Below are 23,518 nucleotides of genomic sequence, written 5' to 3' on the forward strand. Positions count from 1 at the left end.
CGCCTCCGCGCCTTAACCCACCCCCGGCGCGGCCCCCCCGCGCCCCCGCGCCGTGTTCCCTGGTGCAACGGGCCGCCCGCGGGTCGCCTGTCCCATCTGCTGAAGCCCTGGCTGACGCCGCGGATGAACTGGCGCGAGAACAGGACGAACAGCAGCACCAGCGGCACCGCGCCCAGGGTCAGGGCGGCCAGCAGCGGCGCGGCCCGCACCCGGTACTCCACCAGCGCATAGGTGGCGAAGGCCGACACCGTCAGCCCGACCGAGGCGACGGTGACGACCAGGCTGTTGCGGTAGTTCTGCAGGAAGTTGCCGCCGGTCAGCACCCGCGCGTAGCCGTCCAGGCTGAAGGTCTCCGCCGTTGGCAGGGCGAAAGGCCGGCCCGCCTATGATCGGATCTGGACGCGGTTGCGCCAATAGGCCGGACTGGCCGTCCCCAGCCCGCACTGTCATCCTCGGGCTTGACCCGGGGATCCAGGGGCTGCCAGAGCGGATCTCGGTGGCCCTGGATTGCCGGGTCAAGCCTGGCAATGACAAACAAGAGTCGAGACCTGAGCCCGATGACCAACATTCCCTCCGCCGTCGCGCTGACGCGCGACCTGGTCCGGCTGCGATCGATCAACCCGCCGGGCGAGGAGCAGCCCTGTGTCGAGCTGGCGGGGCGGGTGCTGGAGGCGGCGGGCTTCGCCGTTGCGATGCATCCGATGGGCGAGGGCCGGACCAATGTCGTCGCCACGCTGGCGGGCGAGGGCGCGCCGCTGTGCTTCACCGGCCATCTCGACACCGTGCCGCTGGGCGCCGCGCCCTGGACCCGCGATCCCTTCGCCGCCGAGATCGACGGCGACCGGCTGTACGGCCGCGGCTCCAGCGACATGAAGGCCGGCGTCGCCGCCATGGTGGCGGCGGCGGTCGACCTCGTCCGGCTGCCGGGCCGCCGCGCCGGCCTTGCTTTGGTGCTGACGGCGGGGGAGGAGACGGGCTGCGACGGCGCCCGCCACCTGGCCGGGGTCGCCGGCGCCCTGCCGTCGGCCGGCGCGCTGCTGGTGGGCGAGCCGACCGCCAACCTGCCGATGATCGGCCATCGCGGCGCGCTGTGGCTGCGGGCGGCCTTCCACGGCGTCACCGCCCATGGCTCGATGCCGGAGCAGGGCGACAATGCCGTCTACAAGGCGGCGCGGGACGTGCTGCGCCTGGCGGACCACAGCTTCGACGCGCAGCACCATGTCCATCTCGGCGGGCCGTCGATCAATGTCGGCACCTTCCAGGGCGGGCTGAACGTCAATTCGGTGCCGGACCGGGCCGAGGTGCAGATCGACATCCGCACCGTCCCCGGCCAGTCCAACGACGCCATCCGCCGCGAGGTCGCGGCGGTGCTGGGCGAGGGGGCGGAGCTGTCGCGCATCGTCGATGTCGGCGCCGTCGCCAGCAGCCCGCAGGACGAATGGGTCAGCGGCGTGTTCGACCTGTGCGAGCGCGCCGCCGGCCGGCGCATCGACCCGAAGGGGGCCGCGTTCTTCACCGACGCCTCGGTGCTGGCGCCGGCCATGGGCGGCGTGCCGGTGGTGATCCTCGGCCCCGGCGAGCCGACCATGGCACACAAGACCGACGAGTACTGCCTGGTGTCGAAGATCGAGGCCGCGGTCGGCCTCTACACCGAGATCGGCCGGCAGTGGATGGGGGTATAGGGCCCTTCGAAGCCGGTCGCTCCATTGGCAACCACACTCCCCGTCCCCCTGCGGGAGGGGGAGTGTGGAAGGTTGCAGGCTGGTGTGCATTCGTTGGGTTCGCGGCAGGCGAACCCAACCTTGCGCTGACGATCGGCAGAGGCGGCGGACGGATCGTGCTCAGCCGCTGTCCGGTCCCCGCGGCCTCGGCGGAGGCCGGCTGGCGACGGACGCATCCGGCGGGCGAAACCAGCCCGTCGCGGGTGCCCGTCCGGCGGTCTCCGCCCTGTCCCTGACGGGAGCCTTGTCCATCCCGGCGATGGCCGCGGCGATCGCGGCCCGGTCGGGCGGGATGCCGAGGGCGCGGCACAGGCTGCGGATCAGGGCGCCGCCCACGGCCATGAGCATTGCCGCTTCGAGTTCGGCGTCGGCCGGCTGGCAGGACGGAAACGTGAAGCGACCCTGCCGCGCCGCCTATTCCACGACGATCCGCACCGGCCGCGACTCCCCGTCCTGCTGCGGCAGGCGCAGCTGGAAGCGGTGCGCGCCGGGCGTCAGCTTCCAGTACACCGTCTCATCCGGCCGCGCGGTGCGGAACGGCAGGCCGTCGACATACCAGACCACCTGGGTGACGCCGGGCGCCACCGCGGCCTTCAGCGCCAGCCGGTCGAGCGCCGGCGGCATTTCCGGGTTGCGCCAGATCCGGGCGTTCTGCTCCGGCATCGTGATCGACAGGCGCGGCGGCTCGGCGGTGCCGATCGCCGGACCGTCCGGCTGGGGCGCGCGGGCGACGGCGGGGATCGCGGCCGGCGGGGCGGCGTCCGCCTTGACCCATTCCACCACGCGCTGGCGGCAGAAATCGGGGGCGGGGCCGCCGGCCGGCACGCACAGCTCGACCGGCCTGTAGGCCCGCGGCACCGGGAAGCCGGAATCCAGCAGGTCGCCGGGCCGGGCGCCGTGCAGCGCCGTCAGCACGTCCTGGGCCAGCTTCGCGGCCGACCCGGCGCCGGCGACCTGGCGCATCGTTCCGGCATCGGGCCGGCCGAACCAGACCCCGACCATGTAGTCCTGCGACCACGCCACCACCCAGGCGTCGCGATACCCTTGGCTGGTGCCGGTCTTCAGCGCCACCGGGAACGGGAATTCGGTGGTGCCGTAGCGCGGGAAGCTGGGCAACCGGGCCATCGGGTCGGACAGGAACAGCGTCACCAGCCGGGCGATGTCGGCCGACAGCACCCGGCGCGGCGGCGCCAGCGCCTGGCCGCGGTACCACACCAGATCGCGCAAGGTCCCGTCATCGGCCAGCGCGCCATAGGCCTGCACCAGCCGGTCCAGGCTGGTCGGCAGCGACCCGATCGCCATCGACAGGCCGAAATTCTCGGCCGGCACATCCAGATCGTGCAGCCCCAGCTCGCGGAAGAAGCGGAAGCCGCTATCCAGCCCGACCCGGCGCAGCAGGTTGGTGGCCGGGATGTTGCGCGAATTGGCCAGCGCCTGGCGCGGCAGCACCGGGCCGAGGAAGCTGCGGTCGGCGTTGGAGATGCCGGACGCGCCCTCGGGCATGTCGGCCATCACATCGGTCGGGCTCAGCAGGGCGCGCTGCATCGCCAGGGCGTAGATGAAGGGCTTCAGCGTGCTGCCCGGCGACCGCACGGCGCGGCTGAAGTCGATCGACCCGCCATTGGCGCCGCCGTAGCGCGCAGAGCCGACATCGGCCAGCACCTCGCGGCTGTCGCGCCGGGCGACCACCACGGCCACCTGCTGTGCTCCCATCGGGCCGAGCGCCCGCAGCCGGCGGCGCGCCGCTTCCGTCACCGTCTCCTGCACCCGCAGGTCGAGCGTGGTGCGCAGCCGCGGGTCGCTCGGGTCCAGCGCCTGGGCGCCGTTCCGCGCGATCATCTGGCGCAGCCGCAGGATGGCGGGCACGGCATCGGGCCGGCGCGGCACCGGCGGCAGGCGCAGCTCGGCCAGCTGGGTGGTGGCCAGCGCCAGCTCCTGCGGCCCGATCACGCCCTGGCGGGCCAGCTCGTCCAGCGCCCGCTGGCCGCGCCGCTTGGCCCTTGCCAGCCCGTCCGGGCGGCGCGGATTCATCAGGCTGGGCGCCTGCGGGATGGCGGAGAGCAGGGCGATCTCGGCCCAGCTCAGATCCGCCACGGGCTTGTCGAAATACCAGCGCGCGGCATGGGCGATGCCGTGGCTGCCATTGCCGTAGGGCACCAGCCGCAGGTAGTGCGCCAGCAGCGTCTGCCGGTCGTAGCGCTGGGTCAGCACCAGCGCCGTGCCGGCCTCCACCGCCTTGGACCACAGGTTGCGCGCCGCCGGCTGCTGCATCCGGGCGATCTGCATGGCGATGGTCGAGGCGCCGGACCGCACCCGGCCGCCCTCGACGACCTGCCACAGGGCCCGGGCCACGGCGCGCGGGTCGACGCCCGGATGGTCCCAGAAGCGCCGGTCCTCCAGCGCCAGGGTGGCGCGGACGACCCGGTCGGGCAGGGGATCGACCGTCCAGTAGCCGTAGTCGACGAAGCGCCTGCCGTCCGCGGTCCGCTCCTCATGGCCGATCTGGGCGACGAACGCGCCCTGCCGGTCGTACAGGATCGGGGTCGGCGCCGGCGCCTCCAGATGCGCCCGCTGCGCCACCTGCACCGCGAACAGGCCGAACACGGCGAGGCCGAGCGCAAGCACGCCCCGGCCGGCCCGGCGCCGCCATCGGCGGCGGAGCGGGGTGGGCGCGACGGTAGGATCGGGCGCCGGCATCTACGTCCGCCCAAACTTGTCCCCCCTTCCCCCGCGGGAGAGGGGTAGGGGGAGGGGGTTCTCTCGGCGCGAGCCGGCGATGGCTCGCCACAACCTTGTTTGGATGTCGAAGGCGGAGCCTCGCCCATTCGCGCGCCGACGCGCGCAGACCCCTCCCCCTGGCCCCCTCCCGCAAGGGGAGGGGGGACTATGTTGGGGAAGGCAGGCTGCGCTCATCGTTGTTCGTCCTACGGGCTCACGACGACACGCTGGCCGGCGCTGGCGCCGTAGATTCCGGCCCGGTACATCATCTCGGCCTCGCCCGGCGGCTGGATGAAGCTGCCCGCCACCTGCGCCCGCAGGCGGAAGCGCAGGGTCAGCGTGCCCTTGTCCAGCCGGTCGTAGAACACCCGCACCTCGTCGTCGCCGTAGCTGGCATAGCTCGGCGGCACCGACGGCGCGGTCGAGGGCACGGCCTCCGCCGGCGCCGTCGCCAGGTTCGGGTTCAGCGGCTCGAAGCCGGCGGCGATCGGCAGGCGGATCGCGACCTGGGTGCGGGTCTCGGGGTTGACCAGCTCCGCCACCTCCTCGACCACATCGCCGGCGGCGACATGGATGGCGCCGTCGCCGCCCGGCTCCAGCCGCTCCAGCGGGCCGTCGGCCGGCACGCGGTACAGCTGCCGGGTCAGGACGAAGCCGTCCTGCACCGGCGTCGCGGCCGATCCCGGCGCCTTCGGCAGCCAGCTTGCGTCGCCCAGCGCCACCACCGGCTGGCCGCCCCGGTTGGTGACACCGACCGGCCCGGCCTGGTCGATGCTCCAGCGCAGCACCGGCGCATCGGGACCCAGCGTCCCGGTCTTGTCCCCGCCGGGCAGCGACGCGGCGACCGGCACCGACCCGCTCGGCGCCACCCACGCGGCCGCCAGGGCCCGCAGCGCCGCCGCGTCGGCATTGGTGCTGCCCCAGCCGGAGGCGTCGCCCAGGCCGATCAGCCCGGTGCGCAGCTGGCCCAGCAGCGGGTCCTCCGGCGCGGCGCGGACCACCGCCAGCAGCACCTCGGACAAGGTGCGGGTCTCCGACGGCAGCACCATCGGGTCGGCCGGGCGGTCCTGCAGCCCGGCATAGACCGGCTGGCCGTTGCGCGACAGCAGCCGGACATCGGCCTTGACCTGGTCCAAGAGGCCGGCGACCCGGGCCGGGTCGGCGTCCGGCGCTGCGGCGACCACCGCGGTGATCTGGGCCAGCGATTCCAGCGGCAGCAGCGAGGCCCGGCGGCTCAACTCGGCCAGATAGGCCGGGTCGGCGCCGCCGCCCGCGGCCAGGGCCGACAGGGCGGCAACCCGCTCGCGGATATCCTCGCCGGCGAGGAAGCGCGGATAGTCGGAGCGCAGGGCCTGCTTCAGCACCTGGGCCAGCCGGTCCTTGAGCGCCGGGTCGACCGTCTCGCCCGCCTGCTCGGCCTGCACCACGAAGCCGTAGGAAGCGGCGGTCAGCATCACCGAGCCGCGCGACTTCGGCCAGAAGCCGACCAGCCCGTCCTCGTCGGTGGTGCGGATGATGCTCTGGATCGTCTTCTGCACATCGGCCGAGATGCGGTCCTGCAGCCCGGCCGCGGCGAGGACCGGGGCGTAGGGCTTCAGCGCGAGCTCGGCGCTGGCCAGCGCCATCACCTGCTCGGTGCAGCCGAACGGATAGTCGGCCAGGGCGTTGAGCCCCGCGACCAGCCGCACCAAAGCGGGGTCGGCCGCCATCGCCACCGAGGCGGAATAGGAGCCGGGGCGGACATCGTCGGGCGCGGCCAGCAGATCCTGCGTCGCGCCGGGCGCCAGCTCGACGATCCGGCGCTGGCGCAGCGGCGGCCGGTCCGGCCGGATCGGCAGCGCGATCTCGACCGCGTCGCCGGCCTTGTCGGCGTCGCGCTGCAGCAGCAGGCGCAGCGTCGCCGTGTCCTGGCCCGGCGCCGGGTCGGGCACCGAGACCGGGAAGCTGATCCTCGCCGGCCGGTTGCCGTCCCAGGCGAAGGCACGGTCCTTCGACCCCTGCACGGTCAGCCCGTCGACGCTGATGCCGGCACGGCCGGACCCGCCGGGGCCCTCGACCACGCGGCCGATCAGCCCGGCGTCGAAGCTGTCGCCCGGCCGCACGAAGCGGGGCAGGGCGGGCTGGGCCACGATCGGCTGCCGCACCTTGACCTCGCCGGTGCCGAAGCCGAAACGGTCCGGGCCGCTGGTGACCACGGCGCGCATCTTGTAGACGGTCAGCGTGTCCGGCAGCTTGACCTTGACCTTGGCGGTGCCGTCCGGCCCGACCTGGACATGCGGCAGGTAGACCGGCACCGGGTTGAAGTTGCGGCGGACGGAGATGTTCTCCACCCCCCATTCGTCGGTCGCCTCGTCGCCGCCCGGCACCTCCTCCAGCGGGATCACGCCGAAGGCCATGTTGCGGGTGTCGCGCGCCGCCATCTGCGCCATGCGGGCGACGATGAACTTGGGCAGCGGGTCCAGCGGCTGCTCCCGCGCCAGGGACAGCACCGCCTGGTCGACCATCCAGAAGGTGGCCTCGCCCGACAGCGGCTTGGCCTTCAGGTCGGCCAGGTGCAGCGCCACCTCGATCTCCTGCGCCGGCCGGGCGCTGGGCGGCGCGTCCAGCGTCACCGCCACCTGGTTTTCGACTGGGGTGACCTTGACCCAGGCGGTGGTGGCCAGCGTCACCGGCTTGCCCTGGTCGAAGGGCGCGGTGGCGGCCTGTGCCTCGCCCGGCAGCCGCCCGCGCATGATCAGGAAATGCACCGGCAGCCGCGGCATCTGGGCCTTGCGCACCGGCACGGCGTAGCGGCCGAAGCCGTTGGCGATGTCGACCCAGTCGTAGCGGAACTGGCCCTCCGGCTCCTCCACCACGGCCAGGGCGCGGGCGGTTTGGAACGGACTCTCGATCACCAGCGTCGCGGTCTCGCCGGGGGCGTAGGACTCCTTGTCGGTGGTGACGGTGACGTTCTGCCCCGGCGGGCGCGACCAGGTCACCGGCGTGTCGCCGGCGGCGAACAGGTCGACCTTCACCGACTGGCTGCGGCCGATCTTGTCGGCAGCCTCGACCGAGACGATGTAGACCCCGGCCTCAGGCAGGGCGAAGTGCAGCGCCTGCGCCTCGGCGGTGGAGGTGACCTTCCGCTCCTCCAGCGTCTCGTCGATCACCTGGGTGACGTATTTGGCCGAGCCCTGGCTGAAGTCGCTGGCCTGCAGCACCGAGTTCCAGTTGCGGTGGATCAGCTTCACCGTCATCTCGACGCCGGGCAGCGGCTTGCCGGCGGCGTCGACCGCCAGGATCTCCGGGTCCAGCGCATCCGCCTTGGGCAGGTAGCGCGGCACCTTCAGCCCCAGGGTGAAGGGCGGCAGCGCCACCACATGCTGGGTGCTGCGGATCTGCATGTCGTCGTCGCCGGTGACCGTGGCCTCGACCACGTAGCGGCGCGGCTGGGCGGTCGGCTCGATCGTCGGGTCCAGCGTGATCTGGGCCGACCCGCCGGCATCGGTCTTGCCGTCCTGCTGCAGCACGGGGGTGGAGCGGAACTCGTGCTCGCCCGAGAAGCGGGAGTCGCTGGAGAACTGGAAGCCCTCGCGCCCCGGCGGGGTCCAGCTGTAGGGGAACTGCGTCACCCGCCACTTGATCGGGCGGTCGGCCAGCAGGCCGCCGGCGACGTAGCGGGCCAGCAGCGAGACCTGGATCTGGCTGTCCAGCGGCGCCGAATCCGGGCCGTTCAGCAGCACCTCGAAGGTCGGGAGCTTGTAGGCCTCCTTCTTGAACGGCACCTGGCCGCATTCGTCGTCGCCGGGGTCGACGAACCGCACGCTGTAATCGCCGGTCGCCTCGGTGGTCTCGTCGAAGCGCTGGTAGAAGCCGCCATTGCCATCCAGCGTCACCGGCATCCGCCATTCCTGGTCGTCCGGGCCGTTGACCACGACCTCGCCCTTGCCGTTGGCGAAGGACAGGCCGCCGCCGAGATAGGAGCGGACGAAGCCGCGGATCTCCACCGCCTCCTCCGGCCGGTAGATCGGCCGCTCGGTGAAGACGTGGCACAGCATCTGCGGCCGCTCGCGCCGCGCCGCCACGTCGCCGAAGCCCCAGGCCAGCCAGGGCTCTTCCGGCTTGGTCCAGTTCTCCTGCGCGTATTGCGCCGGGCCGTTGTCCGGCTCCAGCACCAGCGTGTCGGTGCCCTTGGTCACGACGATGCGGCGGATCTCCGGCTCGTCGGCGTAGGCGCCCTTCGGCGCCCAGGCGAAGCCGCCATCGGCCCCGGTGACGCCGCGGGTGAGGGTGACGAACGCGTCGTCGCGCACGCCCTCCAGCCGGATCTCGGCGCCGTCGACCGGCTTGGCGCTGTTCAGCGAGGTGACGGCGAAGCGGATGCGCTGCGGCTCCTCCACCGTCGACAGGGTCAGGTCGGTCACCTGCAGCCGCAGCCAGCGCCGGTCGGCGCCGTCGACCGGCCGCAGCCCGACCAGATAGGTGCCGGGCTGGCTGGCGCCGGCGATCTTCGTCAGCAGCGGCTTGAGGTCGAGGCCGAACTTGGCCGAAATGCCGCCGCGCAGCGACGGCAGTGTCACCAGCTCGGACACGGCGGGGGAGCCCAGCGCGGCGATCCGTTCCGCCATGGCGTCGCGGTCGATCGCCGCCGCGTCCTTCCAGGGCGACGGCTCGTTGCCGGCCAAGGGCGGCGTGGTGTCGTCCTGGGTGGTCAGGCCTTCCGCCGGGAACGGCCAGAAGTCGCGGCCCAGCGGGTCGATGCGGTGGATGCGGATGTCGGCGCGGTCATAGCCATGGCCGCGCAGCGGCACCATCTGCGGGCCGAGGCGCTCGCTAATGCCCTGGCCGGCGTCCCAGGCCAGGGCCGGCAGGTCGGGCGGGAACACGAAGCGGGCATTGGTGGCCGGGCCGGACAGCGGCCGCCCGCGCACATCCTTCAGGCTGCCGGGGTCGATCCGCAGGGTATAGACCGTGTCCGGCAGGAACCGGCCGGTCAGGGTCAGGTCGCGGCCGTCGGGCTCCAGCGCCAGATCGTCGACCGCCGGGGTGAGGCGGAACACGTCGCGGGCGCGGACCTCGTCCAGCGCCTCCGGCTCGTTCGAGAAGCGCAGGCGCAGCCGGCGCTCGCCGGTCGGCCGCGCCTCCTCGCCCTCATAGGCCGGCGGCTGGCTGCAGCGCAGCACCCCATCCTGCAGGTCCTGCTGGAAGCTGCCGCCGCAGGACGTGTCGGTGACCGTGAAGGGCGCTGCGCTGCGCAGCCGCAGCTCGAAGATCGGGTCGTCCAGCCCGGCGGCGTCGGACAGGCGCAGCCGCAGGATCGCCATCCGCCCGTCCGGGATCGGCTGGCGCAGCGACACGACATAGCCCTGCTGGGCGGTGCGGTCGGCCCGCTCCAGCGCCTTGATGGTGAAGTCCTGCGCCGTCAGCTGCTGGCTGCCCTGGCCCCCGACGTTGGGTAGGGCGAAGCCGGGCAGGGGCCGCAGCTCGATGGTCAGCAGCCGCGCCAGGGCCTGGACGTCGACCGGGTCGGCGAAGGTCAGGCCGATGGTGTCCAGGTCGGCGATGCCGTCCGGCTGGTCGGCCGGGCTGGTGGCCACCGGCGTCGGCAGCAGCGGCACCAGCTCGGTGGCATGGCCGGCAGAGGTGACGGTGACGCGGCGCAGCGGCTCCCACGGCTGGGCCGGGCGGAACTGCAGCACGCGCGGGCCCAGCCACTGCCAGGCGCCGGGCTGGTCCGGCGACACAGTGGCGAATCTCGCCGGGTCGTCCTCCGGGCCGCCGGCGCGCGGGCCGGTGTCGCGGTCGAAGAACACGGTGATCGGGTCCCAACGGCGCAGGAACCGCTCCGGCACCACCTGGGCGCCGTCGGCGCGCTGGATCTGGTCCAGCGATGCCGGCGGGGTCGCGGCGGTCTGCGCCAGGGCAGGCCCGGCGATCGAGGCGAGCAGGGCGAGGATGAGGGGAAGGCGGGTCATCACTTGCCTCTCGCATTGGTCGCCGGAGCCAGCCCGGCGAGGTCCAGATAGAAGCGGATCACATCCTCGGGCGGCCCGCTCGGCCGGGCCTTGATGCCGACCACCGCCGGCCGCACCAGCGTGGCTGGGGCGTCGGGCGGGACCTGCGCCTCGATCAGGTAGCGGCCGGGGGCCAGGTGGCGCATCTGCACCACCCCGTCGCCCAGGCTCCGGCCGTCGGCGTCGAGCAGCCGCACCCGCGCCCGGTCGGGCTCGGCCCGGACGCCGATGCCGATGTCGCTGTCCTTCTCGACCGTGAAGCCGAACAGGGCGGTGCCGCCGGACGCCACGGTGACCGCGTCGCCGACGCCCTCGGCCAGCGGCGCGATCGGCGCCGCCACCAGCTCGATCGAGCCGGACAGCGGCCCGTCCTGCGGCGAGAACAGGCGCAGCAGCGATGCGCCCTGCAGATAGCGGTGGAACTCCGCCCCGGCCGGGAACAGCTCCGGCGCTTCGCCATCGGCCGCCAGGATCACCGGCGCGGTGGTGCGGGCGGTCAGCAGCGCAGGCCGTGGCGACCGCAGCTGCAGCGTCATCGCCTCGCCGGACAGCGGCAGGATGCCGGGCAGCGGCGCCTCCTGCAGCTCCGGCTGCGGCCACGGCCCGTATTCGTTGGCCTCCATCCAGGCGGCGACCAGGCCGGCATCGTGGCGCAGCACCACCAGCCCGGGGGCGGTCAGCTGGATCCGGCGGCCGCTGGCGACGCGCCCGTCGCGGCCGATCACGGTGGCCTCGGCGGCGCCGGCCACGATCAGCCGGTGGCCCGGGCCGGTGCCGTCCGGCAGCGCCAGCAGCACGGTGCCCTCGGCGCCGAAGAAGCGCTTCATCACCCGGTCGGTGGCGAGCGCCGGGGTGGGGGAGGGGTCGGGGATCTGCGCCAGCGAGACGGGGGCGGGTCGGCTGCCGGTGTTGACCAGCAGCAGGTCGGTCCAGACGCCGTCGAGCGACCAGCTGGCGGGCGCGTCGCCCGCCCAGGCGGTCTCGGCATCGGTGCCGCGCCAGGCGGCGATGGCGGCGACACCGGCCGGCAGGTCCAGCCGCAGCCGCTTCGCCCCCGCGGGCAGGGTCACCGGCAGGGCGCTGCCCGGGGCCAGCGTGTCGCACAGCTCGGCATCGGCACGGCGCTCGGCGGCGAGGGTGAGGTCCAGGCCGGTCAGCTCCAGCCGCAGGGCGCCGGCCCCGGCCGCGTTGCGGATGGTCAGCGGCGCCGCGGCCGCGGCCAGAGCGAAGGCCTCGCCCGGCGCCACGCCCATGCCGAGGCCGGCGTCGAGCCCGGGCTGGCCGTCGCCAGAGCGCGCCAGCCAGGCCCGCAGCCGGCCGTGCTGCGCTGGGGCCGCCGGCAGCGTCGCGGTCTCGCCGGCGGCGAGGTCCAGCGCAGTCGCGCGGGACGGGTCGGTGGCCAGCGGCGCCAGAATCGGCTTCGCCGGCTGGGCGGTTCGGCCGAGCAGCCACAGCCGGTCGGATTGCGGCGCGACCACGGGCGCGGTCAGCGGCCGCAGCGCCCGGCCGGGGGCGGAGCCCTGCCACAGCCCGCCATCGAGATCGGCACCGTCGATCCGCTCCAGACCGGCGCCGGGGGCGGCGACCAGGGCGGTGGCCAGGGTCTGCGGCAGGCCGTCCAGCGGCAGCGGCGCCAGGGCGACCGGGCCGGGCTGCTGCGGCTGGGCGTCGACCAATCGGGCGGCGAAGCGCACCGGTTCGCCGCCGCCATCGACGGTCCAGACCGAGGCGCGCCAGGGTCGAGAGGTGTCGCCATCGGCCGGCACGGCGACGGCGGGGGCCAGGCCGCGGTCGAGCGCCACGCTGGCCCAGGCGCCGTCCGCGCCCTGGCGCTCCAGCGACAGGGTGAGCTCGGCGGAGGAGCCGGCGGCGGCGACCATCAGGCTGCCGGCGGCGGCCGCCGGCATGGCCAGGCGATGCACCGTCGGCCCGATCAGCTCGACCGTGCCGGAGGGCTGGGCCGCGCCTGTGGTGCCGTCCTCGGCCGGCAGCGACAGCCGCAGCTCGGTGGTCGGTCCGGAGCCGTCTTCGGAGTCCTCCGAATAGCTCGACTCGTCCGAGCTGTCGGCCAAGGACGCCGCCTCGACCCGGGCGAGATCCAGGGTGTAGCGGCCGGCCGGCAGGTATTGCGACACGGCGATGTTCCAGTCGCCGTCGCGGTCATCGAAGCGGCCCAGCACCTGGCCCTGGGCGTCGCGCAGCACGGCCTTGATGTCGATGCCGCCGAAGCTGGTCAGGCTGACCACCCGGTCGGCGGCGATGCTGAACGGCACCGTCGCCGGCAGCGAGATCTCGCGCGTCATGCCCGGCTGCAGCTCGTCGGTGTGCAGCGACAGGGTGTAGTCCAGCCGGTCGTTGCGGCCCAGGCTGGTGGCCTCGACCCGGTAGCGCCCGGCCGGCAGCTCGCCGGCGAAGGCGGCGCTGCCGCTGAACCGGGCCACGGTCGCGGCCTCGGGCGTGTCCAGCCGGCGCAGCTCGGCGACCATGCCGTCGCTCAGGCTCAGGCTGGCCTTGGCGGGTCCGGCAAGGGTGAAGTCCCACCGGTCCGGCGTGCGCGGATCGCCGCGTCCCGCCGGCTCGCGCCACTGGAAGGCCTGGTCGGTGTCGAAGGGCAGCGGGTGCGGGCCGTGGCCCTCCAGCGCGATCTCGGGCTCGATCCGGGTCAGGCGGGCGACCACGCGGGTGTCGACCGCCTCGGGCAGGATCATCAGGCGGTAGCGGCCGGCGGCCAGCTCCTGCTCCAGCCCCGACAGGTCGCCGGCGGCCAGCAGCGGCCAGCCCTCGGCATCCTCCAGCCGGGCGGTGAAGCTGCGGTCCAGGCCCAGGATCTCCAGCCGGTACGAGCCGTCAGCCGGGATCTCGATCGGGAACAGGATGCCGCTGCCGGCGGGCAGGGCGGCGCGCACGGTGCCGGCGGGCACCAGCTCGGCGCCGGGCAGCATCGGGGTGGGGCGGGCGGTGATGCCGACCCGGCCGGTGCCGTCCTCGGCCTTTGCGGTCACACGATAGCGCCCCGCCCGCAGATATTGCTGCAGCAGCATGTTCTGGCCGGCGCCATTGGCCGCGGCCTCGCCCAGCGAGGCGACGAAGGGCGTGCCGATCGACCCGCTGGTGCGCAGGCGGCCCAGCGTCTCGACCCGGTAGAGGCCGCCATCGGCGACGGCCAGGGCGAAGCTGCGCTCGGCCTCCCGGTCCAGGTCGAACCAGGCGGGCCTGCCGGCCTGCAGCGCGGTCAGCGGCGGCGGCGGGGTGACGGCGGGGTCCGGCAGCGGCGCCTCGGGTGGCCGCCAGGACAGGATCGTGGTGCGCGGCTTGTCCGGGGCCGGCAGTGTCACGTCGGCCGTGGTGGTGCTGGCATTGACCGGCGCGGGCTTCAGCTCGGTGGTCCCCGCCCCGACCTCGGTCTGCAGCAGCGTGCCCTGCGCGGGGTGCTGCAGCGACAGGCCCAGCGGCTCCCCGCCGCCCTGGGTCACGGCCAGCGGCCCGTCGGCGAGGTCGAGCGGCCAGGGCCGGGCTGACAGCGCGGTCCGTGCCTGGGGGCCGCTGTTGGCGATCAGCCGCAGGGTCTGGCCGTCCGCCAGTTCCTGCGGGCCGAAGCCGACCACCGGATCGGCCGGCTGCAGCGGCCGGCTGTCCTGCGGTGCCAGCCCGGGCGGCCCGACGGTGAGATCGAGGATGCCGGTGGCGCCGTCGGCCGGGTCCAGCTTCAACACGTACCAGCCGGCCGCCAGGTCCCAGGAGGGAACGGCGCCGTCGGTGCGGGCGGCCTGCACATCGCCGCTCGGGACGGTGATCGACGGCCGGACGGCCGGGCCGGCGCTGCGCACGGCGATCGGGCCGGGGGCGGTCACCCGCAGCAGCAGCGTGCTGGGGCCGCGCAGGTTGAAGCGCTGGCGCCAGGCCGCGCCCGGGCCGATCTGCGGCGCGTTGCCGGCGACGGTGACGGCCGGCTTGTCCTTCTCGGTGCGGATCAGCGCCAGGGTGGCCGGCAACTCGTCGCCGCCGTAGCCCGCGGTCGGGGCCGCAAGCCACCACGACCCGGCCTCGGAGAGGCTCGTGCCGGCCGGCGATTCGATCGACCGCAGTTGGAAGGCCTGGCCGGCCGCGCCGGTCAGCTCGACCACGCGGTCCCCAGGGGTCTGCGATGCCACCGAAGTGGCCGAGGCCGTCGGTTCGCGGCTCTTCCTGTCGATCGTACCGCCGGACACGACGCCGGTACCGTCCAGCACGCGCAGCCCGGCCGGGGCGGCGGCGGGCAGGGCCAGGCGGAACAGCCGGGCGCTGCCATCGATCCGGTACAGGTCGCGGCCGAACGGCCCGATCGCGCCGCCCACCCAGCCGGCCAGCAGGGCGTCGGAGGCGCCGAAGCGGATGTGGAAGGGCTGGCTGGTGTCGCCGTCGGCCCAGGCCGCGGCCAGGCCGCCATAGGCGGTGACCAGATAGGTGCCGGGCTCAAGGGTGTCTTCGAAGGTGATGTCGGTCATCGGCTGGCCGGCCACCGGCTCGATGGTCCGCATCCGCCCGGTCTGCGGCACCAGGTCGGTGCCGTTCCGCCAGAAGCGCAGATCGGCCAGGCTGCGGCCCGCCGCCTCCACACGCAGGAAGCCCGGCGCCTCGACGGCGACCCAGAAGGAGCGCTGCTGCAGATCGGCCAGCGCCGGGCTCTGCACCACGCCGTCGCGCGGGCGCAGGGCCGGCGCCTCGGCCTCGCGGAAGGGCGCAACCGTCAGCGCGGCCTCGCCTTCGGCCCCCTTGGCGCCGAACAGCCGCAGCTTGTAGGTGCCGACGTCCAGCAGCGCATCCAGCCGGCCGTCGGTGGTGCCGGCGTCGCCCGACGGCTCCAACGGGCCGGTCAGCATGTCGACCAGCTGGATCGCCACGCCACTCTGGCTGCGCACGTGGATCGAGAACCGGCCCGGCTGCAGCACGCGCAGCAGCGTGTCATGCTGCCCGGCGGCGGGAAACTTGTCCTGGTCGACGGTGGCGGCCGCGGCCGGCGGCGCCGCGGGGGCCGCGGCCTGCGCCCCGGCGGGCGGTGCGGCGAGGGCGGCCAGCAGGCCCAGCAGCTTGATCCAACGACGGGCATTCATGGTGTCACCCCCCAGTCCGGATCGTCGGACGGCCTCCGCTGCACCATTGTTTCAACGGGATTCGTGGCATTTCGATGATGCTCGCGGCAATGCTTCCTGGCCCCATGGTGCGGCAGCCTGGCACGCGGCAGGATCGATCCACGCCGCGGCGTGTCGCCGAGATCGTGCCCTGGCGCTTGTGAGAACCGGGAGGTCGATTACTTCCTTGGCTCATCGAGCATCCACGCGATTACCATATCGCGGGACGTCGATTTGCGATGGCGAGGCCATACCAGGTAGAAGTTCGATGGACCCAGAAGCGATCCCTCCAGGGCACGGATCAGGCGGCTTTCGGCCATATCCCGCGCGACGAAATCCCGGTTCGCGAGAACGATGCCTTGGCCTGCGATCGCGGCCTCGATCGCATGTGACGTCTGGCTGAAACTGATCCCCTTGAACGACATCTGGTCGCGCGGTCCGAGATGTCTCTCAATGAACTCCGGCCAGAAGTTATGGGCATCGTGAAGGAGCGTGTACTCCGCAAGGTCCTCCGACGTCCGTGGCGACGGCCGCCCGGCCAGCAGCATGGGGCTGCCGACGGCGATAATCTCCTGTTCGAACAACAGCTCGGTCGCCAAACCAGGCCCGAATGGCGGTCGTCCATATCGGACGGCAAGGTCGACACCGTCCGCCTGGAAACTGGATATGCGATCGGTGGCGAGGACATGCAGGTCGAGATCCGGGTAGCGCGCCGTGAAGTCCGGCAGACGCGGGATCAGCCATTTGGACGCGAATGTCGGGGTGGTGCTGATCGTGAGCCTGACCGGCTGCGGCCTCAGCTCGTTCGTCGCTCTGGCGATGATTTCGAACGCCCGCCGGATATCCGCGATATAGCCTCGCCCCTCGCCCGTCATCGCCAGGGTCCGCGGCAATCGCTCGAACAGCTTGACGCCGAGTTCGGCTTCCAATCCCCGGACCTGCTGCGCGACCGCGCCCTGAGTGACGCCGAGTTCCTCGGCCGCCAGCCTGAAGTTCAGATGGCGCGCGGCGACCTCGAAGGCCTTCAGGGCATTGAGGGAGGGGAGCGTTCCGGGAGAGCTGCTCATCCGATAGTTTTTCTGCTGGCAACTGAAAGCGGAACTGGTTCGTCGTCGTGCAGAAGAGATGTTATTATAATTGGTATGAATAGGCAATTTATCGCGCCTGGCACGAACAGAAAGGACTGAGGATGTCAGTAGAAAAAGTGGCAGTCATCACGGCCGGCGGCAGCGGCATGGGCGCGGCAAGCGCAAGACGTCTAGCCGCCGACGGATACAAGGTGGCCATTCTGTCGTCTTCGGGTAAGGGTGAAGCGCTCGCCGCCGAACTCGCCGGCATCGGCGTCACGGGCTCGAACCAATCCATCGACGATCTCAAGCGCCTGGTCGACGCGACGATGAAGACATGGGGCCGCGTCGATGTCCTGGTGAACAGCGCCGGCCACGGCCCACGCGCTCCGATCATCGAGATCACCGACGAACAGTGGCATGCGGGATTGGACATCTACCTGATGAACGTCATCCGTCCGGTCCGGCTCGTCGCTCCCATCATGCAGAAGCAAAAATCCGGCGCGATCATCAATATTTCCACAGCTTGGGCCTTCGAGCCGTCGGCCATGTTCCCGACATCGGCTGTGTTCCGGGCGGGGCTTGCCGCCTATACGAAGATCTTCGCCGACACCTATGCCGCGGACAATGTTCGCATGAACAACGTCCTGCCCGGTTGGATCGACAGCCTGCCGGAGACGGATGAGCGCCGCGTCGCCGTGCCGATGAAGCGCTACGGCACAAGCGCCGAAATCGCCTCGACCGTCGCCTTTCTGGCTTCGGAAGGGGCGGGCTACATCACCGGCCAGAACCTCAAGGTCGATGGCGGCCTGACCCGGTCGGTGTGATCTCGTGAAGACGCTCGCCTCTATCGCCCGGCACGAGGCTGCTCAGGGCAGGAACGACGCGTCCTCGCGCAGCTCGATCGCCGTGGGCCCGTCGGCGGCGAAGGCCTCGGCATCGGATACCCGCAGAGCTGGCTGGCCTATCTCTTCATCTCGCACGACATGGCCGTGGTCGAGCGCATCAGCCACCGCGTCGCGGTGATGCATCTGGGGGAGATCGTCGAGATCGGGCCGCGGGCGGCGGTGTTCGAGAACCCGCAGCCCCCCTATACCAAGAGGCTGATGGACCATGTGCTGCTGCGGTAGGAAAGCCTCGCTTTACAGGCGTTCCGCCCTGGCCTTCAGCACGCGATAGACGAAGCCGCGCAGGGTCTTCAGGTGGGCCAGCCAGGAGGATGGCAGAGGCATCGCAGATCTCCCCGATCAGGCGCCGTGGCGGCGCGGATGGAAGGGCAAGGTCGCGGCATCGCTGTGGCTGCCGTGGTGGACCTGCGGCACCGGCGTGATGGGCGCGGGCCTCCGGCGGGTGAGGTCGAGGTCGTAGGTCACCCGGGCGCCGTAGCGGCCGGGCGCCTGCGGGTCGTGGCGCAGCTTGTCGAAGGCGAGGAGTCGGGTGCCGAGCCCGAACGCCTCCTTCAGGTCGTGGGTGACCATGACCACGGTCATGCCGAGCTGCCGCCACAGCGGCGTCAGCAGCGCGTGCATCTGCAACCGCGTGCCGGGGTCGAGCGCGCCGAACGGCTCGTCCAGCAGCAGCACCTTCGGCCGTTTGGCCAGGGCCTGGGCGATCGCCAGGCGCTGCTGCATGCCGCCGGACAGGGCGCTCGGGTGCTTGTCGCGATGGGCGGCCAGGCCGACCGCGTCCAGCAGCGCCTCGCTCTCCTCGACCGCGCGGCGGCGGGCCGCGCCGAACAGCCGGCCCAGCACCGGGCTGGCGGCGAATTCGAAGCCGGCCAGGACATTGCCCAGCACGGTCAGATGGGGGAACACGGAATAGCGCTGGAAGACGATGCCGCGGTCCGGCCCCGGCTCGTCCGGCAGGGGCGTGCCGTCGAGCAGCAGCCGGCCGCGGCTCGGCCGCTCCTGGCCCAGCAGCAGGCGCAGGAAGGTGCTCTTGCCGCAGCCGGACGGGCCGACGATGGTGACGAAGGCGCCCGACGCGATGTCGAGGTTGATCGCCTCCAGCACGATTTGGTCGCCATATTCGACCCAGAGGTCGCGGACGGCGATCGCGCTCATCGCCGGCCCTCGTCATAGGCCCAGGCGAAGGCGCCGCGGGCGAGGCGGGCCAGCGCCAGGTCCACCAGGAAGGCCAGCAGCGTGATCCAGGCAACATAGGGCAGGATCACGTCCATCGCCAGGTAGCGGCGGACCAGGAAGATGCGATAGCCGAGGCCGCTGTCGGCCGCGATCGCCTCGGACGAGATCAGGAACAGGAAGGCGGGGCCGAGCGACAGGCGCAGCGCCTCGATCAGCCGCGGCAGGATCTGTGGCAGCACCACCCGCAGCACCGTCTGCCAGGTCGAGGCGCCCAGCGTCTGCGCCTTGATCAGCTGCTCGCGCGGGATGGCGCCGACGCTCAGCGCCAGGTCGCGCACCAGGAACGGGGCGATGCCGATCACGATCAGCACCACCTTGGACAGCTCGCCCAGGCCGAAGACGATGAACAGGATCGGCAGCAGCGCCATCGGCGGGATCATCGACACGACCGCGACCACCGGCCCCAGCGTCGCATCGGCCAGCGGCAGGATGCCGAGCGCGGTGCCGAGGGCGAGGCCGATCAGAGTGGCGACGGCGAGGCCGAGCACCAGGCGCTGCAGGCTGGCGGCGGTGTCGGCGACGAGCGTGATCTCGCCGGTGCGGCGGTCGGGCTCGGTCGCCAGCCGGGTGGCGGTGTCGGCCATCTCGGCGACCGGCGGCAGCAGCTTGTCGCCCGGGTTGGCGGCGCGGCGCTCCGCCGACCCCAGCACATAGATGCAGGCGAGGATCAGGAAGGGCAGCAGCGCCAGCAGCAGGCGGGTGCCGCGGCCCGGCGCGATGTTCATGGCACGGCGCATGGCAGGGGCTCGGGTCAGAGCTTGCCGTCGGCCGCCAGCGCCATGAAGGACGGATCGAAGCGCAGCTTGACGTTGCCGGCATCGCCCAGCGTCTCGCCCTTGGCGAAGGCGATGCCGACCGCGTCCTTGCTGCGCGCCCCTTCGCCGAGCAGGCCGTGGTCGAAGGAGAAGCTGCGCACCAGGTCCATGGTGCGCATCAGGTCCGGGCTCTGGCTGAACGCCACCGCCGCCTTCGGGTCGGCGAACAGGCGGGTCGCCGCCAGCTGGGCCTCGAAGCCGGCCAGGTCGGTGCCGGACTGCTTCGCCATCGCCTCGCGCGCCGCCCGGCCCTTCTCGCCTGGGTCGGTCACCAGCGCCAGGGTCTCGAACCAGATGCCGACCAGCGCCTTGCCGAAATCGGGGTTGTCCTTCAGCGTCTCGGTGTTGACGCCCATCAGGTCGATGATCTCGCCGGGCACCTTGCTGCTGTCGAACAGCAGCGTGGCGCCGGGCTCGGCCTTCACTTCGGCCAGCAGCGGGTTCCAGGTGACGACGCTGGCCACATCCGGCGACTTGAAGGCGGCGACGATGTCGGCGTCGGAGGTGTTGACCACCTTCACGTCCCGCTCCGACAGCCCGGCGGCGTCCAGCGCCCGGGCCAGCAGGTAATGCGACACCGACAGCTCGACCAGGTTCAGGCTCTCGCCCTTCAGCGCGGCGACGCTGCCGGCGGTCTTGGAGACGATGCCGTCATTGCCGTTCGAGAAGTCGCCGACGATCAGCGCCGTGGTGTCGACCCCGCCCGCCGCCGGGATGGTCAGCGCGTCCATGTTGGTCAGGGTCACGCCGTCGAACTTGCCGGCGGTGAACTGGTTGATCGATTCGACGTAGTCGTTGATCTGCACGACATTGATGGTGATGCCGTATTTGTCGGCCCATTTCTTGACGATGCCGGTCTCGGCCGCATAGGGCCACGGCATCCAGCCGACATAGATGGTCCAGGCGACGTCGAAGCTCTTCTTCGGCGCGGCCTCGGCCTGCGGGGCGGAGAGGGCGACGATCGCGGTGAGAAGAAGGGCGGCAAGCCTTGGCAGCGGCATCGGGAAACTCCTCGCTTAGGCGGCCATCGGCCGGTTTCGCCACAAGGAGGTTCGCCGCGCGTGGGAGGTCGGTCCGCGGCGGCGAACCCGTGCAGTGACCTCCCGGGTTTTTGCCCCGCCGTGTCTTCCGCCCGTCGCCGGGCCGAAGTGCGTCTCTCGGACCAGCATCGCCACGCGACCGGAACCCTAGACGCTCTGCACGATCGGAAACGATGCAAGCCTCATGCCAGCGCCGGCGGCGGCACGGATCCGAGGATATGGTGGTCGTCCGGTGGGAGCGGTGGTGCGATTTTGGCCGTTTGGCTCGATTTTGAGCACGAAACCTCAGATCGCCGGCCGTCCAGCTAATCCGTCGCGACCTCGAGCCCGGCTTCGGATGCCCATTGCGCCCAGGCCCGGCCGACCGAGAGGATGTGCCGGCGCATCGCCTCCTCGGCCGCGGGGCCGTTGCGGTCGCGGATCGCGGCCATCACCACCGCATGCTCCCGCTTCGACGCCGGCGGCCGTTCGGCCAGGCGGAACTGCGCGCTGGTGAAGGGCGCCAGCTTCCGGCGCAGGATCAGCACGGTGTCGGCGAGGAAGGCGTTGTGCGCCCCGGCATAGATCGCCTCGTGGAACTCGCGGTTGACCACGGGGATCACCTCCCGGTCCTCGCGGGCCAGGGCGTCGTCGCAGCGCTGATAGACCTCCTCCAGCCGGTCGCGCTCGACGCCGGACATCTTGATCGCGGCCAGCCGGGCGCAGATCGCCTCGGCCTCGCCCAGCGCCTCGAAGAACTCGCCCATATGGGTCGCGTGCACCCCCGCCACCACCGCGCCCCGATGCGGCCGGACATCGACCAGGCTGAGGCCGCCGAGCTGCTTCAGCGCCTCCCGCACCGGGGTGCGCGAGACGCCGAACTGCTGCGCCAGCGAATGCTCGTCGAGGCGGGTGCCGGTGGGCAGCTCGCCGCTGAGGATCGCACGGGCGAGGTCGCCGGCGATCTGATCGGTGCGGGTACGGGGGCGGTCCATCGACGACATGTTCGCGGCACGAGAAGGAGACTGCTTCTCCAGCCTGCGCGGCCGGTTGACAAGCGGCAAGTGCGATGGACCGCCGCCGATCGTCACGCCGCGGGCGCCGGGCCGACCCGCGCGCCGAGGGCGAGCCAGCTGCGCCAGCCGCCCAGGCTGGTGATCTCCTCGGCCTCGGCGACCGCGAAGGTCTCGCACAGGAAGCCCTTCACGGACGTGCCGTCCGCCAGCGTCACGGTGCCGATCGTCAGCGGCGGCGGGATCTCGGCGACGAAGCTGCCGAAGCCGGCGGTCGACAGCTCCCAGACCTCCACCTCGATGCCGCCGATGCCTGCCTCGTCGCGGATCAGCCCCGGCCGCTGCGGCACCATGCCGGTCAGGTTGTACAGGCGATAGCCGGCGGTGGTCCGGGTCGAGCGGCACAGCCGCGCGCCGCGCCGGGTCAGCTGGTGGTTCAGCGGCTGGCCCGCCAGATGCCCGCCGACCACGGCGATCTGCACCATGTCCTGCGTCGCATCGGCACCCGCCGCCAGCGGCAGGCCGGCGGGGAGATGGCCGGTCGCGCCGATGGCCAGCCCCTGGTCGCGGTGGAACCGGTCCGCCAGCGCGGCCAGCGCGCCGTCGGCGAAGGCCGGCCCGATCAGCGACACGCCGAAGGGCAGCCCGTTCTCCCGGAAGCCGGCCGGCACGGCGATCGCCGACAGGTCCATCAGGTTCACGAAATTGGTGTAGGCGCCGAGATTGCTGTTCAGCCGCACCGGGTCGGCCAGCAGCGCCTCGATCGTGTAGATCGTGCCGGTGGTCGGCAGCAGCAGCATATCCATCTTCGCCCATTCCGCCTCGGCCAGGCGGGTCAGCCGGGCGAGCTCATAGAAGCCCTCGAAGGCGTCGACGGCGCCGAGACCTTCCGCGCCGAGGATGATGCCGCGCACCACCGGGTGGATCGCCTCTGGTTTGGATGTTGCGAAATCGCGGATCGCCGCCAGCCGCTCGGCCACCCAGGGGCCGGAATAGAGCAGCCGGGCGGCATCCCGGAACGGCGCGAAGTCGATGGCGACGCGGGTCCCGCCCAGCGCCTCCAGCCGCGTCGCCGCCGCCTCGAACAGCGCGGCCGCCGCCGTGTCGCCGAAGAACTCCAGCCCGTCGGCCGGCACGCCGAAGCGGAAGCCCTGCGGCCAGGCCCCGGACGCCACGGCCTCGGCGGGCGTGCGGCGGGAGTAGGGATCCTCGGCATCGAAGCCGGCCGCCACCCGCAGCACCGCGAGCGCGTCGCCGCTGGTGCCGGCGAAGATCGAGACGCAGTCCTGGGTCCGGCAGGCGGGCAGCACGCCGCGGGTGCTGATCGCCCCCTTGGTCGGCTTCAGCCCGACGATGCCGTTGAAGGCGGCCGGCACGCGGCCGGAGCCTGCAGTGTCGGTGCCGAGCGCGAAGGAGACCAATCCGGCCGCCACCGCCACGCCCGATCCGGCGCTGGAGCCGCCGGAGACGTAGCGGCTGTCGAACACCGAGCTGCAGATGCCGTAGGGCGACCGGGTGCCGACCAGCCCGGTGGCGAACTGGTCGAGATTGGTCTTGCCGATCAGGATCGCGCCGGCCGCAACCAGCCGCTCCACCACGGTGGCCGAACGCTCCGGCACGAAGGCGAAGTCGGGGCAGCCGGCGGTGGTCGGCAGGCCGGCGACGTCGATGTTGTCCTTGACCGCGAAGGGAATGCCGAACAGCGGCAGGGCCTCGCCGGCCGCGGCCCGGGCCTGCGCCGCGGCGAGCTGCCGCCCGGCTTCCTGGCGCGGCACCAGCGTGATCCAGACCGGCCGTTCGCCGATCTCGGCGATGCGGCCGTAGACGGCGTCGAGCACCGCCTCGGGGGTGAGGTCGCCCGTGGCATAGGCCTTGGCGAGGACGGCGATCTCGAGGCTGGGGTAGGTCATGGGTGTTCCT

13 protein-coding genes and 1 riboswitch are annotated in these 23,518 nt (G+C 72.5%); of the genes, 3 read left to right on the top strand and 10 right to left on the bottom strand.

Annotation, left to right across the window (positions count from 1 at the left end; all coding sequences use genetic code 11):
• Positions 1-323: hypothetical protein (locus AAHM41_RS01770; protein ID WP_342234779.1), on the bottom strand; the 323-nt coding region annotated here is incomplete at its 3' end.
• 234 nt (positions 324-557) lie between these two features.
• Between AAHM41_RS01770 and AAHM41_RS01775 the strand changes: the two genes are divergently transcribed.
• A complete protein-coding gene (locus tag AAHM41_RS01775; RefSeq protein ID WP_342234780.1) occupies positions 558-1,682 on the top strand; it encodes a M20 family metallopeptidase in 1,125 nt (374 codons plus the stop codon).
• A 453-nt stretch (positions 1,683-2,135) separates the two neighbouring features.
• On the opposite strand, the gene AAHM41_RS01780 is transcribed toward AAHM41_RS01775, so the two are convergent.
• The 4 genes from AAHM41_RS01780 to AAHM41_RS01795 form a co-directional block, all read right to left on the bottom strand.
• Positions 2,136-4,418: a transglycosylase domain-containing protein gene (locus AAHM41_RS01780; RefSeq protein ID WP_342234781.1), complete on the bottom strand. Its 2,283-nt coding sequence runs from the start codon at positions 4,416-4,418 to the stop codon at positions 2,136-2,138.
• Positions 4,419-4,645: 227 nt separating this feature from the next.
• On the bottom strand, positions 4,646-10,393 hold the full coding sequence (locus tag AAHM41_RS01785) for an alpha-2-macroglobulin (protein ID WP_342234782.1): 5,748 nt from the start codon (positions 10,391-10,393) through the stop codon (positions 4,646-4,648).
• Complete coding sequence (locus tag AAHM41_RS01790) at positions 10,393-15,522, bottom strand: hypothetical protein (RefSeq protein WP_342234783.1); 5,130 nt, start codon at positions 15,520-15,522, stop codon at positions 10,393-10,395. The genes AAHM41_RS01785 and AAHM41_RS01790 overlap by 1 nt, the downstream gene beginning before the upstream one ends.
• 197 nt (positions 15,523-15,719) lie before the next feature.
• On the bottom strand, positions 15,720-16,607 hold the full coding sequence (locus AAHM41_RS01795) for a LysR substrate-binding domain-containing protein (protein ID WP_342234784.1): 888 nt from the start codon (positions 16,605-16,607) through the stop codon (positions 15,720-15,722).
• Positions 16,608-16,744: 137 nt separating this feature from the next.
• Here AAHM41_RS01795 and AAHM41_RS01800 point away from each other — a divergent pair, with 137 nt between their 5' ends.
• Together AAHM41_RS01800 and AAHM41_RS01805 are read left to right on the top strand one after the other, a co-directional pair.
• Positions 16,745-17,434, top strand: a complete 690-nt coding sequence (locus tag AAHM41_RS01800) for an SDR family oxidoreductase (RefSeq protein WP_446719429.1) — start codon at positions 16,745-16,747, stop codon at positions 17,432-17,434.
• A gap of 165 nt (positions 17,435-17,599) precedes the next feature.
• Positions 17,600-17,737: a hypothetical protein gene (locus tag AAHM41_RS01805; protein WP_342234786.1), complete on the top strand. Its 138-nt coding sequence runs from the start codon at positions 17,600-17,602 to the stop codon at positions 17,735-17,737.
• A gap of 117 nt (positions 17,738-17,854) precedes the next feature.
• Here the strand turns inward: AAHM41_RS01805 and AAHM41_RS01810 are convergent, their stop codons facing one another.
• From AAHM41_RS01810 to atzF, 5 genes are all read right to left on the bottom strand, one after another.
• A complete protein-coding gene (locus AAHM41_RS01810; RefSeq protein ID WP_342234787.1) occupies positions 17,855-18,670 on the bottom strand; it encodes an ABC transporter ATP-binding protein in 816 nt (271 codons plus the stop codon).
• Positions 18,667-19,488 (bottom strand): ABC transporter permease, encoded by an 822-nt coding sequence (locus AAHM41_RS01815; RefSeq protein ID WP_342234788.1) that lies wholly within the window; start codon positions 19,486-19,488, stop codon positions 18,667-18,669. The genes AAHM41_RS01810 and AAHM41_RS01815 overlap by 4 nt, the downstream gene beginning before the upstream one ends.
• Before the next feature lie 14 nt (positions 19,489-19,502).
• On the bottom strand, positions 19,503-20,567 hold the full coding sequence (locus tag AAHM41_RS01820; protein ID WP_342234789.1) for a putative urea ABC transporter substrate-binding protein: 1,065 nt from the start codon (positions 20,565-20,567) through the stop codon (positions 19,503-19,505).
• Positions 20,568-20,664: 97 nt separating this feature from the next.
• A riboswitch (guanidine-I (ykkC/yxkD leader) is annotated at positions 20,665-20,768 on the bottom strand.
• A 143-nt stretch (positions 20,769-20,911) separates the two neighbouring features.
• Entirely contained in the window at positions 20,912-21,580 is a 669-nt protein-coding gene (locus tag AAHM41_RS01825) for a GntR family transcriptional regulator (RefSeq protein WP_342234790.1), read from the bottom strand.
• 92 nt (positions 21,581-21,672) lie between these two features.
• Positions 21,673-23,508, bottom strand: coding sequence for an allophanate hydrolase (gene atzF, locus AAHM41_RS01830; RefSeq protein WP_342234791.1), 1,836 nt, complete (start codon positions 23,506-23,508; stop codon positions 21,673-21,675).
• Positions 23,509-23,518 lie beyond the last annotated feature (10 nt).

It is taken from the genome of Inquilinus sp. OTU3971 (assembly GCF_038440215.1).

Coding starts and splice junctions, on each gene's coding strand:
- AAHM41_RS01785 (WP_342234782.1), bottom strand. CDS start 10,393: ATGACCCGCCTTCCCCTCATCCTCGCCCTGCTCGCCTCGATCGCCGGG.
- AAHM41_RS01815 (WP_342234788.1), bottom strand. CDS start 19,488: ATGCGCCGTGCCATGAACATCGCGCCGGGCCGCGGCACCCGCCTGCTG.
- AAHM41_RS01810 (WP_342234787.1), bottom strand. CDS start 18,670: ATGAGCGCGATCGCCGTCCGCGACCTCTGGGTCGAATATGGCGACCAA.
- AAHM41_RS01825 (WP_342234790.1), bottom strand. CDS start 21,580: ATGGACCGCCCCCGTACCCGCACCGATCAGATCGCCGGCGACCTCGCC.
- AAHM41_RS01790 (WP_342234783.1), bottom strand. CDS start 15,522: ATGAATGCCCGTCGTTGGATCAAGCTGCTGGGCCTGCTGGCCGCCCTC.
- AAHM41_RS01775 (WP_342234780.1), top strand. CDS start 558: ATGACCAACATTCCCTCCGCCGTCGCGCTGACGCGCGACCTGGTCCGG.
- AAHM41_RS01780 (WP_342234781.1), bottom strand. CDS start 4,418: ATGCCGGCGCCCGATCCTACCGTCGCGCCCACCCCGCTCCGCCGCCGA.
- AAHM41_RS01795 (WP_342234784.1), bottom strand. CDS start 16,607: ATGAGCAGCTCTCCCGGAACGCTCCCCTCCCTCAATGCCCTGAAGGCC.
- AAHM41_RS01820 (WP_342234789.1), bottom strand. CDS start 20,567: ATGCCGCTGCCAAGGCTTGCCGCCCTTCTTCTCACCGCGATCGTCGCC.
- atzF (WP_342234791.1), bottom strand. CDS start 23,508: ATGACCTACCCCAGCCTCGAGATCGCCGTCCTCGCCAAGGCCTATGCC.